This is a genomic window from Leptolyngbya sp. FACHB-541 (assembly GCF_014695875.1).
Lineage (GTDB): Bacteria > Cyanobacteriota > Cyanobacteriia > Elainellales > Elainellaceae > JAAUTN01.
Genome location: NZ_JACJPC010000083.1, coordinates 40,110 through 54,561, shown reverse-complemented (window position 1 = coordinate 54,561; position 14,452 = coordinate 40,110). Strand labels below are relative to the sequence as shown.

Sequence of the window (14,452 nt, the reverse complement as noted above, 5' to 3'; positions counted from 1 at the left end):
AATACTGCTTACCTGGCGACACAGGAAGTGGTCAAACCATAGGGATTTTGGACGTGGAGGTTTGACTTCCACGTCCAAATTTGTTGATACAGAAAATAGCTGTGAAAGCTCCAAGGCGTGCTTATATGATAAGCATTGACAAAAAGCTGTAAGGGCAGGGCAAGACTGCATGAATCTGAATGGGTGGTGGTCTGCTGCGAGTCAAAACGCAGCCCAATGGAGGTGGTTACAGTGGTTTAACCTCCGTCCAGAGGAAAGCGAGCGAACATTCCTCATGTTTGCTTTTTACACCGCTACGTCTATTGGTATTCTCTGGCTGGAGGTTAGTGCCGCAGCACTATTTTTGGGTGAATACGGGGCTGACTCCCTACCCTGGATCTATATTGCCAGTGCTGGAATTGGGACAGGTTTAGGATTTGTCTACTCGCTGATGCAGAAGTTTCTGCCGCTGCGTCGGGTGATCGTAATCATTGCAGTGCTAATGGCGATGCCGCTGTTCATCTTTCGTCTAGGGCTGAATCCGGCTTTTTTGGGCGGGTATACCATCTTCTTAATGCGGCTTTGGCTGGAAGCAATCTATGTTCTAAATGAACTCAACACTTCCATTACAGCTAATCAGCTATTTAACATTCGGGAAATTAAACGCACTTACCCTTTAATCAGCAGCGGTATTTTGGCGGCTGATGTATTGAGTGGGTTTTCTTTGCCACTCTTGCAGTCCTGGATCGGACTCTCTAACGTTATTTTGTTGGCAAGTTTGATGCTGCTGGTTGGGGCGGGGATCTTGTTTTATCTCAGCGAGGCATACCAGCAAGCCTTTCCTGACTCTCTCAAGCGTAGATTGCAGGAAACTCAACATGACTTTACGGCGCGTCGTCTACGAGGTCCGCTTCAGCGCTATGTCATTTTGATCGTCGCTTTTTTTGTGATGGCGCAGATTTTGTCGCTGCTGGTTGATTTTCAATATCTCAGTCAGCTAGAGCAAAACTTGAGCGTTTCCGATATTGCGGCTTTTTTAGCGTTATTTAGCGGCATTCTCGGCATCTTTGAGCTGATTACACAGTGGTTTATTTCAGGGCGAGCAATTGAGCGGTTGGGGGTGTTTGCGATCGCCATTCTCCCCCCGGCCCTGCTCACGGTGCTCAGCTTTCTCTCCTCCATCGACTTGCTGCGGCTATTTTGGGGCGTCATCATTCTCAAGTTTTTAGATGAACTGCTGCGCTACACGCTGCTAGCGAGCATTGGCCCGGTTCTCTTTCAACCCATTCCCGATACGGTTCGCAGTCGCATTCAGTCTACAGTTCGGGGGATTGCTGAACCGATTTCTTCAGGCTTAACTGGCGCTGGAATCTTAATTACCATCTGGCTTTGTCAGCGGCTTTTTCCTAACGTAGACGCTAATCTATTTCAAAACCTGGAGAGCCGAGTCTTTCTATTTCAAATTTTTATTTTTGCAGGGGTCTGGCTGGGAGCCGTTCTGCTGTTGCGCTCTAGATATCTGGGGCTGCTGGTACTCAGTGCAGAACGGGGACAGTTAAGCCTATCAGATGTAGATTTGCGAACATTTAAGCGGGCGGTTGTGGAAGCGCTCGATCGCCCTGGTACTGAGGCGGACAAACATTCTTGCATTGAGTTACTCGCCCATATCGATCCCAAAAATGTTGGCGAGGTGCTGTCTCCGCTTCTGCCAAATATGTCTCCTGCTTTGCAGCGTCAGAGTTTGGAGACAATGCTCAACTTTCCCAATCCGATTTACCTGGATCGAGTCAGGGCGCTGATTCAGCAATCTGACTTGCAGCCAGAAGTTTTGGCAGTTGCTTTGCGCTATGTCTGGCTGACGGAACCCGATCCAGATATGCAGGAGTTGCGACCTTATCTGAAGTCGGAGGTTGATCCAGTTGTGAGAGGAACAGCCGCTTCTCTCATGCTCAGGCGTGGCAATCCTCGTCAAAAGGCAGAAGCAACGGATACGCTGCGACGAATGTTGACCCATATGCGGGAACGAGAACGGGTGATGGGCTGTCGGGCGCTAGGTGAGGCAATTTATTTGCAAGCGCTGCGGCTGTATATCAGACCGCTACTGCAGGATCAGTCGTTGCGGGTGAGGTGCGCTTTGCTGGAGGCGATCGCCGCCACTCACTTAGAGGAGTACTACCCTTCACTCCTGCGCGGACTGCACTACAAATCTACCCGTGAGGCGGCAATGCGGGCGTTGGTGCGTCTAGAAAATGATGCGATCCCAATGCTAATCGAACTGGCAGAGGACGTTCGCAAACCGGAGCTGATCAGAACCTATGCGCTGACGGCAATTGGTCAAATTGGCACGATAGAAGCATTGAATGCACTGGTCGCTCAACTGATGACTGCCTGGGGAGCAACTCGTCGCAACATTCTGCGAATTCTGCTGAAGCTACCACAAGAGATTGGCATTGATGCAGTTGCCGATATCTTAGGGCGAAGCGGGGTTGAGAATTTAATTAATCAGGAATTGCTGTTCATTGGGCAAGTTTACGCAGCCCTGCTGGATTTGACTCCAGAAAGAGTGGCTGGGCGCGAAGCAGATTTGCTGCGGCGATCGCTGAATGATGCTCAGGTCGATGCATTCGAGCGGCTATTTCTGCTGATGCGGTTTCTTTATCCTTCTAGCGCAATTCAGGCAGCATCCTTTAACCTCCAGTCTGACTCCCACGACAGCATGGCACGAGGGCTGGAAATTTTGGATAATACCCTCGACATTCCCAGCAAACGCGCCCTGTTGAGCATCCTCGATCGCCGCTCTACACTTGAGAAGCTGGAAAGTTTAGCAGAGATTATGCCTTACACGCCGATGTCGCCCAGTCAGCGGTTACGGCATTTATTAGAGCTACGCAGCTTTTTGTCAGACTGGACGCTATCCTGCTGTTTTCACCTGGCCCGTCAAGCCCGCTGGAGCGTTACTTCGGAGCAAACACTTTCTTGCTTGCGCCACCCGACAGGGTTTGTGCGGGAAGCTGTGCTAACTTACCTGAAAGTTGCTTCACCCAGAGTGCTGCCAGAACTGCTGCCGCTGTTGCAGAACGATCCAGATCGTTTGGTTGCAGCTCAAGTACGCCAAATGATGGCAGAATTAGGGCTTGAGCCATTGAACGCTGCAATTTCTGGTGTTGAGGGGCAGTCAAATGGTGCGGTACGGTTGCCCGGTCATTCTGGGCTTGAGCCGATCTAGGCGATCGCCACGACATTGACTGACAGACAAAAAAAGCTTGAAAATGGGCAAGCTAGTGGCAGACCGCTTGTCTCACTTGCCGTTTTTGGGGTTATGCATCTATGGGGAAAGGTGAAAGCGGTGTGGCTTGGTTCAAGCAAGATTGCCCAGGGAAGTTTAATATCGGTTTTCTATGCTGACTAGCGTTGATCGTCTACTGTTTGTTCGGGGAGTTCCAATTTTTACAGAGCTACGGGATGATTTTCTCGTCCGGTTAGCTTCCATCATGGATGAGCTATCTTTCCCAACCAAGCACACCATTTTTACACAGGGGCAAGAGGGGCGATCGCTCTATATTTTGGTGTCTGGGCAAGTGCGGGTTCACATTGGCAATCACGAAATTGTTAGATTTCAGCAGGGAGACAGTTTTGGCGAAATGTCGCTGTTTGATGCAGAACCTCGCTCCGCTTCAGTCACCACTTTAGAACCCTGCGAATGCTTGATGCTAACCCAACAGCAGCTCTATGAAGCGATTGATGAAACCCCTGGCATTGCGGTGAACATTATTCGCTTGCTGTCTCGACGGATTCGAGAACTTAACCAAAAAATGAACACGCTGCAAGATGGCGATGGACACAGATTGCCTTCTATGATTCAAGAAAAGCTAGCAGAGCTTTGATCTTGATGATGCAGAGGAGAATTCAGTGTCGCGTGAACGTATTGCCCCCGGTCCTGGGCAGGAGTCTGTTTGGGATTATCCCCGTCCTCCCCGGCTAGAAGACTCGACTAAACACATTCAGATTGTTTTTAACGGCGTGGCGATCGCCGACACCCATCGTGCCAAGCGGGTATTAGAAACCAGCCACCCACCGGTTTACTACATTTCGCCTGAAGACATTCAGCAGCAGTACTTCAAGCAAACTTCGCGCTCAACCTTCTGTGAGTGGAAGGGACAAGCAGCTTACTACACGATTCAAGTTGGCGACAAACAGGCTCAGGATGCGGCATGGTTTTATCCATCTCCCACTTCCCGCTTTGCTTTGCTCAAAGACTACGTAGCGGTTTACCCCAGCCGTATGGAAGCTTGCTATGTGAACGGCGAACAGGTGCAGCCCCAGCCCGGTGACTTCTACGGCGGCTGGATTACCAAGGATATCGTCGGTCCATTCAAAGGCAGTGCCGGAACCTGGGGTTGGTAAGGAGCAATTTTCCAACCCAATCCATACCCATAGACATCCCGTAGGGGCGTTTCGCGAAACGCCCCTACCAGCGCTTGCTAGTTGGCAGCAATGCCCTCCTGACGGGCGGCTCGCTGCACAGCAGCGGCGACTGTTGGGGCGACTCGCTCGTCAAACACCGAGGGAACGATGTGTTCGGAGTCAAGTTCAGAGGGATTGATCAGAGAGGCGATCGCCATCGCAGCTTCCAGGTACATCGTGGTGGTCATCGCGGCGGCTCGGCAATCCAGCGCTCCCCGAAAGATTCCAGGAAATGCCAGCACGTTGTTGATCTGATTGGGGTAGTCGCTACGTCCGGTTGCCATTACTGCCACGTCGTCTTCTACGAGTTCTGGCTGAATTTCCGGGATCGGGTTTGCCATTGCAAATACAATCCGGTCTTTCGCCATCGATCGCACCATTTCTGGGGATAACACTCCAGGCGCACTGACTCCCAAAAATACATCTGCGCCAACCATCGCGTCTGCCAAGGAACCGCTCTGATCAACAGCAAACTCGCGCTTTTGCGCAGTTAAATCGGTGCGGCTGTGGCAAATAATGCCGCGTGAGTCGCACATCCAAATTGCTGTAGCTCCGGCTTTGTGCAACAGACGGGCGATCGCCACCCCTGCTGCGCCTGCTCCGTTAATTACAATTCGCACCTGCTCTAGCGGCTTTTGCACAAACTTCAGCGCATTGAACAAAGCAGCCAGGGTGACAATAGCGGTGCCGTGCTGGTCGTCATGAAAAATCGGAATGTTTAGCTCTCGTTGAAGTCGAGCTTCGATTTCAAAGCAGCGAGGGGCGCTAATGTCTTCCAGGTTGACCCCACCAAACACAGGCGCAATATTTTTCACCGTTTCGACAATCGCATCGGTATCTTGTGTATCTAGGCAGATGGGGAAAGCATCGATCCCAGCAAATTCGCGAAACAGCATGGCTTTGCCTTCCATCACAGGCAGTGCACCCGCCGGTCCCAAATTACCCAGTCCCAATACAGCACTGCCATCGGTGACGATCGCCACCGTATTGCTTTTGATCGTCAGTGCATAAACCTGTTCTGGATCTTGAGCGATCGCCGTACAGATTCTCCCCACCCCCGGTGTATAAGCCATCGCCAAATCGCCCTGAGTCTTTAGCGGAATCCGGCTCTGGACGCTAATTTTGCCGCCGCGATGTAGGTTGAAGGTGCGATCGTAAACGCTGATTACCTTGATGTCTGTGAGCGCTTTCACGTCTGCCACTATCCGTTCAGCATGTTCAGTGCTGTAGGCATCAACTGCAATGTCTCGAACCAGAGTTTTACGATTTTGCTCAATTAGGTCAATCTGCCCGATGTTGCCTCCAGCAGCGGCGATCGCCTGCGTTACACAAGCCAGCGTTCCTGCCCGATTAGGAAGCTGAAAACGAATCGTTAGACTAAAACTAGGATTGGGTGTCAGGCTGACCATACTGCTGCCGCTGCTCTCCTTGGATAAAAAATACGAGTCGATCTAGTCAGGACTTTAATGCTACAGCTTTGAGCCTGTTCCTGATTGCTCTACCCAGGAATTTCTCAAAGACTAATGCTGTACGCAAGCCCTTCACAGCTTAGGCTAGCGATAAACTCATGACTGTACTCCGTCACACCGAGTAGATCAATTTCACCTGTATGCCAAGTCTCTACGTCGAAATCGAGATTGACGCGCCCCGCTCAGCAGTCTGGCAAGCATTGCTCAACAAGCAAGATTGGCTTCGGTGGAATACCTTTCTCTATGATCGTGATCCGGTTCAGCCCTTCGAGCAAGGCAAAATGGTCTGGCTATCACTCAAGCGAGTTTCCCGCGAGGAGGAAACCGAGTTTCAACCTACGATTACCCTACTTCAGCCGGAAGTGTGTCTCCAGTGGCTTTCCTCTGCCCCCGGATTTCGCAACGAGCATGTCTTTGAGCTACTAGATATTGGCAAACGCACCAAATACATTCACCGGGAAAACTTCTCCGGTCCACTAACCCGTCTGTTCTTCCCGTTTATTCGTCAGGACGAGCAGCAGGGCTTAAGAAGAATGGCGCAAGAGTTGAAGCAATACGTCGAACGTTCCTAAATCAACAGGAACAGGAATTTGTACACCTTTGGCTGGGTGATACATTACAGTAGTCCTAACAATTTGTTGACGGATGCCACCTGAAATGGTGCATGAACTCTTTGATCTGGAGTATTGGAAAACCGTCTTTCCAATCGATCGCCTGCACGAAACTTTTCCTGCATACCCTTACTGGAACGATTTAGGAGATTGGGAAGTCACTAGTCCATTTCACCTGGTTGTCAATGAGTATTTGAAGGAACAGAATCTAGCTCATGAACAAAAAGGAGAGGGTTTTCCAGTTGATATATTCGTTTGGGCTTACGGAGAGCCAAAAAAACGTGAGGTAACAAAGATGGGAGGGCTGCCTTACTTCCCTGCGTCTCGTCCTTGGCCCCAATCTGCTGAGGGCGAACCTTTAGAATTTTTGGCTCAAATTTGCTTCAAAGATTCACTTGACGTATGTGGATCACTGCCTGGGGATGTACTAGTTATTTTTGCAAAGCCAGATCAGAGAATCTACGTCTCTGTATTTGACGACGATCCTTCCGTACTTCACTTTGAATGGGTTTCAATTGGCAACTCTCCTCTCGTACTACCAACCGATCTTCCTCCTTCCAAATTGAACGTCTTTCCTTGTTATGGAGCAATCCATCGAACTACTGAGCCAATTGCAGGAACCAAAATTGGGGGAACGCCTTCGTGGATTCAAGAAGAGGTTTCAGTTCCAGGTCGTTTCCTATTCCAAATTCACTCTCTAGCACCAGAAAGCTTGTTACCTTATCCTTTCATCAACGTTCCCTCACGACCAGTTCTTCCGAAAATAGAACAACTTGGAGTCTATGATCCGTGGCATGTTCTTGGACTTCCTGTAGGTTGGGGAGATTTAGGGCAGGTCTATTTCTTCCTAGATGGGGACAAGTTGCATTGGGTTGCTCAGTGTTCGTGATTGATGCCCACCTGCTTGCTCCTGCGAAAGCTGTAGAAAATATTTACCGTCCCTAGTACAGCGTCAGGGACAGGAATTAGGGTTGGCGATCGCTGAAACTGCTTAACCTCGTTCCCCAGTTCTGCCTGGGAATTCCGACCGTGAGGCTCTGCTTCGTGGACAGGAGGCAGAGCCTCGTAATCAGACATTACAAGGCTCCGCCTTGTAACGAGGAAGAAAAAGGGTTAGATGGACATCTGTTGACGCTGATAGAGTGACCAGTACAATCCTTTTTGCTGAATGAGTGAGTCGTGCGTTCCCCGTTCAGCAATTACGCCTTTTTCCATCACCAGGATTAAGTCGGCTCGTTTAAGCGGTGCAAAACGGTGAGCAATCAAGAACATCGTGCGGTCTTTGGAGACGCGCTGGAGGTTTTCTAGCACCTGCTGCTCGGTTTCTGCGTCAAGGCTGCTGGTGGCTTCATCCAGGATCAGGATCGGAGCCTGAGAGAGAAACAGCCGTGCCAGGGTAATTCTTTGACGCTGTCCACCAGAAAGGGCAGTGCCCCGTTCCCCTACGCCCGTTTCATAGCCATCGGGTAAATCGCAGACAAAATCATGGGCAACAGCCATACGAGCAGCTTCTACCACCTGCTCTGCCGTTACTTCAGGATTTCCCAGCGTGATGTTTTCCAGAATGGAGCCGTTGAATAGGAAATCCTCTTGCAGCACAACGGCAATTTGAGTCCTGAGCGAGGACAGGTCTGCACTTTTAATGTCAAACCCGTCTATCAAAATTCGCCCTGACTCAGATTGGTAGAGCCGCTGAATCAGTTTGGAGAGGGTACTTTTACCAGAACCACTGCGTCCAACAATGCCAACGAACATGCCGGGTTCTACGTCAAAGGAAACGCCACGCAGGATCGGCTCCTGGTTCGCCTGATAACGGAAAAATACCTGGTCAAAGTTGACCTGTCCTCTCAGCGGCGGCAACACCAAACCCGTTCCGGGTTCTGCTTCGGGGGCGACGTTGAGAATGTCGCCAATGCGGTCAACGGCAAGCAGCACTTCTTGGAGGTTTTGCCAGAGCTGCACCAGGCGCAACAGAGGGCCTGTGACTCTAGCGGAGAGCATTTGAAAGGCAACCAGTTGACCAATGGTGAAGTCCTGGTTGATCACTAGCCTTGCACCAAACCAAAGAATTAGCAGTGCCGAGAAACTGGTTAGAAAATCACCGATGTGGTTGCTGATGTTAGCGGTGGTGGTGGCTTTGAATCCCGTGCGAATGAAGCGGGCGTAGAGCCCTTCCCAGCGATCGCGCGATGTCTTTTCTGCCGCGTGAGCCTTAACCGAGTGAATCCCCGTTACCGTCTCCACTAGAAAAGATTGGCTGTCAGCACTGCGGTTAAAGGTTTCATTCAGCCAGTTTCGCAGGATGGGGGTGCTAATCAGCGTCAAAATCGCGAATAGTGGGATCACTGCTAACGCTACTCCGGTTAGGCGAGCGCTGTAGTAGAACATCACCGCCAGGTACACCACCGAGAAAATGCTGTCGAGGATAACGGTCAGAGCAGTGCTGGTGAGGAATTGACGGATTTCCTCCAGTTCTTGCACTCTAGCGACCGTGTCTCCTACCCGCCGCGCCTCAAAGTAGGACAGTGGCAGCCGCAGCAAATGCCGGAAAAGCTGGGCAGAGAGCCCCAAATCGAGCCGATTGGTCGTGTGGGTGAAGATAAACATCCGCAGGGTGCCCAGCAGCGCCTCGAAGATGGCAACGGCAAGTAGGGCAACTGCCATCACATCCAGCGTGGCCAAACTTTCCTGCACCATCACCTTATCGATCACCACTTGCGTGATCACCGGAGTCGCCAGCCCCAGCAGTTGCAGGGTGAAGGAAGCCAGCAGCACTTCCCCTAGCAGATTGCGAAACCGCCAGACGGCAGGCAAAAACCAGGTCAGGCTGAATTGTTCTTGCTTTTGAACAAGTTCGACCTGCCAGAGTTGCCCATCCCAGACTTCCTCTAGCATCGCTCTGGGAATGCTTTCGCAGGTCTGGCTAGGATTCATTGGATCGGCAATGACGAGGCGATCGCCCCTCACTGCATAGACGACCACCCAGCGCTCTTGCCGCCAGCGAATCAGCCCCGGCAGGGTAAGCTGCCGCAGGTCTTGCCAGTTGCTCACTAGAACCCGTCGCAGTTGCAGCCCTAGCTTTTCGCCTGTGTCCGCCAGATCTTTAGGGCGTTGTCCTCGGAGTTGACGTTGCACCCATTCCAACTGAGCTGGAGTTTCTAGGTACTGACACAACATCGTCAGACAGGCAGCAGCGGTGTTGATTGCGGATACAAAGGGGTAGCCAGAAACAGGCTGCGGCGCAGTCGAAAATTCGGGTTGATAGCGCGATCGCAGCGTTAGCCAAAATTGTTTGATTTCAGGAGTAGCGATCGCCTTCCAGACCTGAGCATCCCATTGAATTAGGACGACTTCTTTACTGGAAGCTCTAGCTTTCCACTGGTCAGTCAGTTCTGGAAAATCGCCAAACCAGTCGCCCGACTTCAACACCGTTGGTTTGCCCTGATCAGGAATCAGGCGAACATTCCCCGAAATCACTAGAAACTGAGTGCCGGGTGTATCTGTAGACCAGATCACCTCTCCTAACCCGCAATAGCGAGTCCTTGCCTGATCTTTAAGTCGAATTTGCTGTTCGGCAGATAGCCAGTTCAGCGGGGGAGAATCCCACGGAATGCTGGCTAGCTGGTCATCAGTAATCATGAGCCCACCTGTAGCTTGATCGGCAATCCCTGAATTTTGTCCATTAGCCATTGTTCAAATAGCTCGTCTACCAGGGTTTGCCTTAATTGCAGATCGTCAAGTGAGGCCGGAAGAAATTCTTCCACGCGAAATAATCCCCACCGATCTTCCATTCCCAGTGGTCCGACAATTTCTCCGGACTTCGCCAAATCAACTGCCGCCCGAAGCGTATCTGGCATTGTCCCTCGGCTGATTGGACCGACCATGCCGTTTACGATGCGGTCATCGGTCAGGGAATATTCCCTAGCAAGCTGTTCAAATTTTGCGCCTTCTTCTAGAATTTGGCTTCTCAGTTCCTCAGCCAGTTCTTTATCGACGACGATGATGCGGGACAGTACAACCCGATCTAAGAAAATTTTGCGCTCAATGAAATATTCTTGCAGCTTGGGTAACGCCACATCTTCTTTCAGCTTTCGCAGCTTAAACCCAGAAGAGACCTGATTGTGAAATGTCTCATAATCCATCCCATTGCTAGAGAGCCATTCCTGAAACTGCTTTGGATCAGTAAGCTGCTGCTCCAAGCGAAAATCAATCACAGCCTGCTCAACTGCGGCCGTATTGATTTTAAGGTCTTCACGGGTTTGTAATTCCTGGTCAACGACAAACTGGCGAATGATTTCGCCGATGAATGCGTCGAATTTTCTGCCCGTCTGTAAATATCGAATGGCTTGCCCAAGAGAAATGGGCTGGTCGTCAACAGTCAAAAAGGGTTCGGATGTCATGAATCGGCCAGTTACTCGCTAGCAAACTCAATTATGCCCAAACCCAAAGGTACTTCACCCAAACTTTATTCATTAAGTTAAGTAAAATTACTGGACTACAAACTCAGCCAAGAAGCTAAACAACCTGCTCCATCGTCGTCACAATAAGGGGCAAGCCTGCCATCAAGCCTGCGAGGCAAACCCAGAGGCAAAAAGCTTCAACGTCTTCGTCTTGATTGAGGGAAACCTCCATTTGCACGATCGAAAATGGCAGTACGGTCAGAACTAGAGCAAAGACAAAAGCGTATTCTATGAATGACATGGGATCTCCTTTAAAGTTTGTTGCGGGAAATTGTTATGTCCGGTCTAAATGAGATGAGCCTGTTGAATTACATTGGTGCGGCAAACACTCACCTGTAGGAGCCAAAGCATTCGCGCAAATCTTTGTAGCTATTGAGAGAATGTTTGCTGAGTGCTTTGCCCCTACGAAATCGTGAACTAATTCAATCCCTGTTCTTTGGCGATCGCCACTTCGTCAATATCAGATTCGTATAGTAGAACTGTTGTTTCGCTACCAATTCGACCCATTTCTGGTTCTGGTCCTAACTCCATCTCCACTCGATACATCCAGGTACCAAAAGTAGGTTGAAAGCTTTTGATCGTACCTATACCCCCTAAGAAACTTACCGTTTCACTCCGGTTAAATTTGGGTAATACAGGGACTTGATGAAGCGTAGGAGCGATCGCTATTCCATCCAAATCTCTGGTGCTACAGCCAAGCTCTTGCTGAATTAATAGAGTATTCATGATTCTAATTTGAAGATTAAAGAATTGAATGTTTTGTTGTTGAACCCAGCTATTAACACTGTTCAGCTATAGCTAGTACCTGAATAACGCTGATGTCCAACAACCAATGATTATTGACCAGGTGTATCACACACCGATTTAGATAGATTTCGCAGCGTATCAATTTCTGCAAGGGCGTGCCGCAGCGTGCCCCTACCCACATCTTTAGATACAGCTGGTATCAGATAACCAAAAGCAATACACGTTAATAAGTGGTTGAAAACGGATTAACTGAAAGAGTATTAATGTCTAGATAAAGCCACCAGTTCTCTAGCCTGGGAACTGGGTATTAATGTCCAACCCGCTTTCATCAATTTCTGATAAGTTGCCCAACCTTTTGAACCCCCAGGAATCTTGTAATCTGGAGCGGCAAACTGGGGATAGGCAGTATACGGCAACCAGGGTTCATTCGGTTGAGCTTTTAAGTGTAAAATTTTCTCCCCGTCTTTCCCAAGTTTAGATAGCCAGCACATTTGACCAACCATAATAAATTCTCCACTTGTTCAGAGAGGAAGCTTAAACTTGGAGCACATTTATAGGAGTTTTATTAAGGTTCCTTCGGTAAATAGAAACAGTTTTTGGCTAACAATCCAGGCTGAATTTGTGTGTAGAAATAAGGATTGTTTAAGCAATAGTTTGGTTCTATCTAGCTGCGATCGCCTTTCTACTTCTATAAATACGCTCGTAGTAAAACTTCCATTTAACTGCTCTAAATTTATTCATTAGAGTAGTATCTAGGTTTTAGCTAAAAGTTAGGGGTAAATATCTCTGTCAAGAGTTTTGCTTTAGATTCAACTCTATAGATCTACAGAAGCAAGACTCAAGGAAGTCTTTCGCTCTTAGGGAATAGAATTAGGCAGTGTTGTGCACCACAAACCTAACTGCCGGTTTCCGCCTCTGGCCGTGAGAACCGCAGCCCTACTTAATTTGCGAACAAGACGCCATTTGTAAAGACAACTATGCTCCAAATGGATGCCTTTACAAGTTCTTTTCGGGTAGATTCCATCAAATTGAGAGATCAGCAGTCCGGGGGTAGCGCTCCATCAACTCCTGTACCTGCTCAGCATGATAAGAACTGCGGGTCAGAGGCGAGGAAACAACCTGAAGGAAACCGATAGATTCACCAAATTGCTGCCACTCAGCAAACTGCTCAGGCGTAACAAACTGCTGTACAGCTAAATGCTTAGACGTGGGCTGAAGATACTGTCCAATCGTCAAAATGTCGCAGTCTACCGATCGCAGATCTCGCATTACCTGACGTACTTCTGCATCAGTCTCGCCCAGACCTACCATAATTCCCGATTTGGTGTAGAGCCAGGGAGCAATTTGATGCGATCGCCTCAACAATTCTAGAGTTCGCTCATAGTCTCCCTGAGGACGAACCCGTCGATATAGTCGTGGAATGGTCTCCATATTGTGGTTCAGCACATCCGGCCGTGCTTGCAGAATCACTTCCAGAGCTTCCCAGTTCCCACACAAATCTGGAATCAAAACCTCAATGGTAGTCTTAGCAGAAATGACCCGGATTGTTTCGATGCACTGAACGAATTGAGATGCACCGCCATCCGGTAGGTCATCGCGATTCACAGATGTAATCACGACATGGTTTAAATTCATCCGGCGAACCGCTTCTGCCAACCGAGATGGTTCAGTTGGGTCAAGTGCTTGAGGTTTCTTCTCAAAATCAATGTCGCAGTAGGGGCAGGCTCGCGTGCAGGCTGGACCCATGATCAAAAAAGTTGCGGTGCCGTGACTAAAGCATTCACCAATGTTGGGGCAGGAAGCCTCTTCACAAACTGTATTCAGCGACAGGTCACGCAAAATTTCCTTGACACTGCCAACCCGCTCCCACTGAGGCGCTTTAACCCTTAACCAATCTGGCTTAACAGTCACGCTTAACCTTACCCAAACGTTAACAAATCTAATCTTAGCAAGAGTCAGGACTTGAAATCAGAGCCACAAGTGAATGACTTGGATACCCGTTTGCTGTGATAGGCTAGTGTAAAGTTGAAAAACTACGGGATGTAGCGCAGCTTGGTAGCGCACCTCGTTCGGGACGAGGGGGTCGAAGGTTCAAATCCTTTCATCCCGATTTATGTTGTCGAATGTCCATTAAAGAATTAATGGGCAGTTTTAAAGAATTAATTTCACAATCTTGCCAAATGTGACCTATTTGCAGGCCATTAAGAGCTTGTGGTGTCATATTGACTCACCGTGGACTTAAACAACCAGTTTTAAAGAATTAATTTCACAAAAACTGCTGTGAAGGACGTGCTGCTGAAATTGTTTGACTGGAAGCACAACCTGCTACAAGCGAAGTTGCCCAATCGCAAAACTGTTTTTATGGTCTGCGTACTCTAACCCATTAACTCTAACCCATTACATGTCTTACGAGAGTTAGGAGCATTTGTTCACCTTTTCCAAGGTCTAGATCTGCACATCTCACTGAATACCAGTTAAATTTCTACAATAAAAGTTGCTGCGACGAAAGTTTTGCGCAACTTATTTGCTAACACAGTACCCTTATTTATTGATACATCCCCGTTCCTCGACGTTGCGCTTCGTAGTTTTCATTAAGCAGAGATCGAGTTCCCTTTCACTAGCAGGCATTCTAGATTGACCACTTAATAAACCTACTTTCCACCTCATCAAGCGTGTTTGGTTCGGCACCCTTGGATAAAGATGTTGGTTGTGGTGATCCACG

At 49.1% G+C, this 14,452-nt stretch carries 13 protein-coding genes and 1 tRNA gene; 6 read left to right on the top strand and 8 right to left on the bottom strand.

Going from position 1 to position 14,452, the window contains the following annotated elements; translation table 11 throughout:
• Nucleotides 1-169: 169 nt before the first annotated feature.
• The 3 genes from H6G00_RS18005 to H6G00_RS17995 all read left to right on the top strand — a co-directional run bounded on the left by H6G00_RS18005 (nucleotide 170) and on the right by H6G00_RS17995 (nucleotide 4,383).
• On the top strand, nucleotides 170-3,205 hold the full coding sequence (locus H6G00_RS18005; RefSeq protein WP_199318570.1) for an MFS transporter: 3,036 nt from the start codon (nucleotides 170-172) through the stop codon (nucleotides 3,203-3,205).
• A 172-nt stretch (nucleotides 3,206-3,377) separates the two neighbouring features.
• A complete protein-coding gene (locus tag H6G00_RS18000) occupies nucleotides 3,378-3,863 on the top strand; it encodes a cyclic nucleotide-binding domain-containing protein (protein WP_190645928.1) in 486 nt (161 codons plus the stop codon).
• Between the two features lie 25 nt (nucleotides 3,864-3,888).
• The gene (locus H6G00_RS17995) at nucleotides 3,889-4,383 is read left to right on the top strand and encodes a DUF427 domain-containing protein (protein WP_190797805.1); all 495 of its coding nucleotides are present in this window, start codon (nucleotides 3,889-3,891) and stop codon (nucleotides 4,381-4,383) included.
• A 77-nt stretch (nucleotides 4,384-4,460) separates the two neighbouring features.
• Here H6G00_RS17995 and H6G00_RS17990 read toward each other — a convergent pair whose 3' ends face one another.
• The gene (locus H6G00_RS17990) at nucleotides 4,461-5,852 is read right to left on the bottom strand and encodes a malic enzyme-like NAD(P)-binding protein (RefSeq protein WP_190797804.1); all 1,392 of its coding nucleotides are present in this window, start codon (nucleotides 5,850-5,852) and stop codon (nucleotides 4,461-4,463) included.
• 200 nt (nucleotides 5,853-6,052) lie between these two features.
• Here H6G00_RS17990 and H6G00_RS17985 point away from each other — a divergent pair, with 200 nt between their 5' ends.
• Nucleotides 6,053-6,484 carry an SRPBCC domain-containing protein gene (locus H6G00_RS17985; protein ID WP_190645931.1) on the top strand — a complete coding sequence of 144 codons (432 nt, stop codon included), beginning with the start codon at nucleotides 6,053-6,055 and terminating at the stop codon, nucleotides 6,482-6,484.
• A gap of 85 nt (nucleotides 6,485-6,569) precedes the next feature.
• Complete coding sequence (locus H6G00_RS17980; protein ID WP_190797803.1) at nucleotides 6,570-7,412, top strand: DUF1963 domain-containing protein; 843 nt, start codon at nucleotides 6,570-6,572, stop codon at nucleotides 7,410-7,412.
• Here the strand turns inward: H6G00_RS17980 and H6G00_RS17975 are convergent.
• The 7 genes from H6G00_RS17975 to lipA all read right to left on the bottom strand — a co-directional run bounded on the left by H6G00_RS17975 (nucleotide 7,400) and on the right by lipA (nucleotide 13,641).
• Complete coding sequence (locus H6G00_RS17975; protein ID WP_190797802.1) at nucleotides 7,400-7,600, bottom strand: hypothetical protein; 201 nt, start codon at nucleotides 7,598-7,600, stop codon at nucleotides 7,400-7,402. The genes H6G00_RS17980 and H6G00_RS17975 overlap by 13 nt on opposite strands.
• A 36-nt stretch (nucleotides 7,601-7,636) precedes the next feature.
• Entirely contained in the window at nucleotides 7,637-10,162 is a 2,526-nt protein-coding gene (locus H6G00_RS17970) for a peptidase domain-containing ABC transporter (protein WP_199318569.1), read from the bottom strand.
• Nucleotides 10,159-10,923, bottom strand: coding sequence for a peptidylprolyl isomerase (locus H6G00_RS17965; RefSeq protein WP_190797800.1), 765 nt, complete (start codon nucleotides 10,921-10,923; stop codon nucleotides 10,159-10,161). The genes H6G00_RS17970 and H6G00_RS17965 overlap by 4 nt, the downstream gene beginning before the upstream one ends.
• 115 nt (nucleotides 10,924-11,038) lie before the next feature.
• A complete protein-coding gene (locus H6G00_RS17960; RefSeq protein ID WP_190797799.1) occupies nucleotides 11,039-11,224 on the bottom strand; it encodes a hypothetical protein in 186 nt (61 codons plus the stop codon).
• A gap of 176 nt (nucleotides 11,225-11,400) precedes the next feature.
• On the bottom strand, nucleotides 11,401-11,709 hold the full coding sequence (locus H6G00_RS17955) for a hypothetical protein (protein WP_242042334.1): 309 nt from the start codon (nucleotides 11,707-11,709) through the stop codon (nucleotides 11,401-11,403).
• A gap of 281 nt (nucleotides 11,710-11,990) precedes the next feature.
• Complete coding sequence (locus tag H6G00_RS17950) at nucleotides 11,991-12,233, bottom strand: hypothetical protein (protein WP_190688361.1); 243 nt, start codon at nucleotides 12,231-12,233, stop codon at nucleotides 11,991-11,993.
• A 520-nt stretch (nucleotides 12,234-12,753) separates the two neighbouring features.
• Nucleotides 12,754-13,641: a lipoyl synthase gene (gene lipA / locus H6G00_RS17945; RefSeq protein WP_190797798.1), complete on the bottom strand. Its 888-nt coding sequence runs from the start codon at nucleotides 13,639-13,641 to the stop codon at nucleotides 12,754-12,756.
• A 125-nt stretch (nucleotides 13,642-13,766) separates the two neighbouring features.
• On the opposite strand from lipA, the gene H6G00_RS17940 reads away from it, so the two are divergent.
• Nucleotides 13,767-13,840 (top strand) — tRNA-Pro (locus tag H6G00_RS17940).
• Nucleotides 13,841-14,452: the final 612 nt, after the last annotated feature.

What these genes read in the sequence shown, in the direction of transcription:
- H6G00_RS17960 (WP_190797799.1), bottom strand. Translation starts at nt 11,224, where the DNA reads ATGTCATTCATAGAATACGCTTTTGTCTTTGCTCTAGTTCTGACCGTA.
- H6G00_RS17975 (WP_190797802.1), bottom strand. Translation starts at nt 7,600, where the DNA reads ATGTCTGATTACGAGGCTCTGCCTCCTGTCCACGAAGCAGAGCCTCAC.
- H6G00_RS17955 (WP_242042334.1), bottom strand. Translation starts at nt 11,709, where the DNA reads ATGAATACTCTATTAATTCAGCAAGAGCTTGGCTGTAGCACCAGAGAT.
- H6G00_RS18005 (WP_199318570.1), top strand. Translation starts at nt 170, where the DNA reads ATGAATCTGAATGGGTGGTGGTCTGCTGCGAGTCAAAACGCAGCCCAA.
- H6G00_RS17970 (WP_199318569.1), bottom strand. Translation starts at nt 10,162, where the DNA reads ATGATTACTGATGACCAGCTAGCCAGCATTCCGTGGGATTCTCCCCCG.
- H6G00_RS17965 (WP_190797800.1), bottom strand. Translation starts at nt 10,923, where the DNA reads ATGACATCCGAACCCTTTTTGACTGTTGACGACCAGCCCATTTCTCTT.
- H6G00_RS17980 (WP_190797803.1), top strand. Translation starts at nt 6,570, where the DNA reads ATGGTGCATGAACTCTTTGATCTGGAGTATTGGAAAACCGTCTTTCCA.
- H6G00_RS17950 (WP_190688361.1), bottom strand. Translation starts at nt 12,233, where the DNA reads ATGGTTGGTCAAATGTGCTGGCTATCTAAACTTGGGAAAGACGGGGAG.
- H6G00_RS17990 (WP_190797804.1), bottom strand. Translation starts at nt 5,852, where the DNA reads ATGGTCAGCCTGACACCCAATCCTAGTTTTAGTCTAACGATTCGTTTT.
- H6G00_RS18000 (WP_190645928.1), top strand. Translation starts at nt 3,378, where the DNA reads ATGCTGACTAGCGTTGATCGTCTACTGTTTGTTCGGGGAGTTCCAATT.
- H6G00_RS17985 (WP_190645931.1), top strand. Translation starts at nt 6,053, where the DNA reads ATGCCAAGTCTCTACGTCGAAATCGAGATTGACGCGCCCCGCTCAGCA.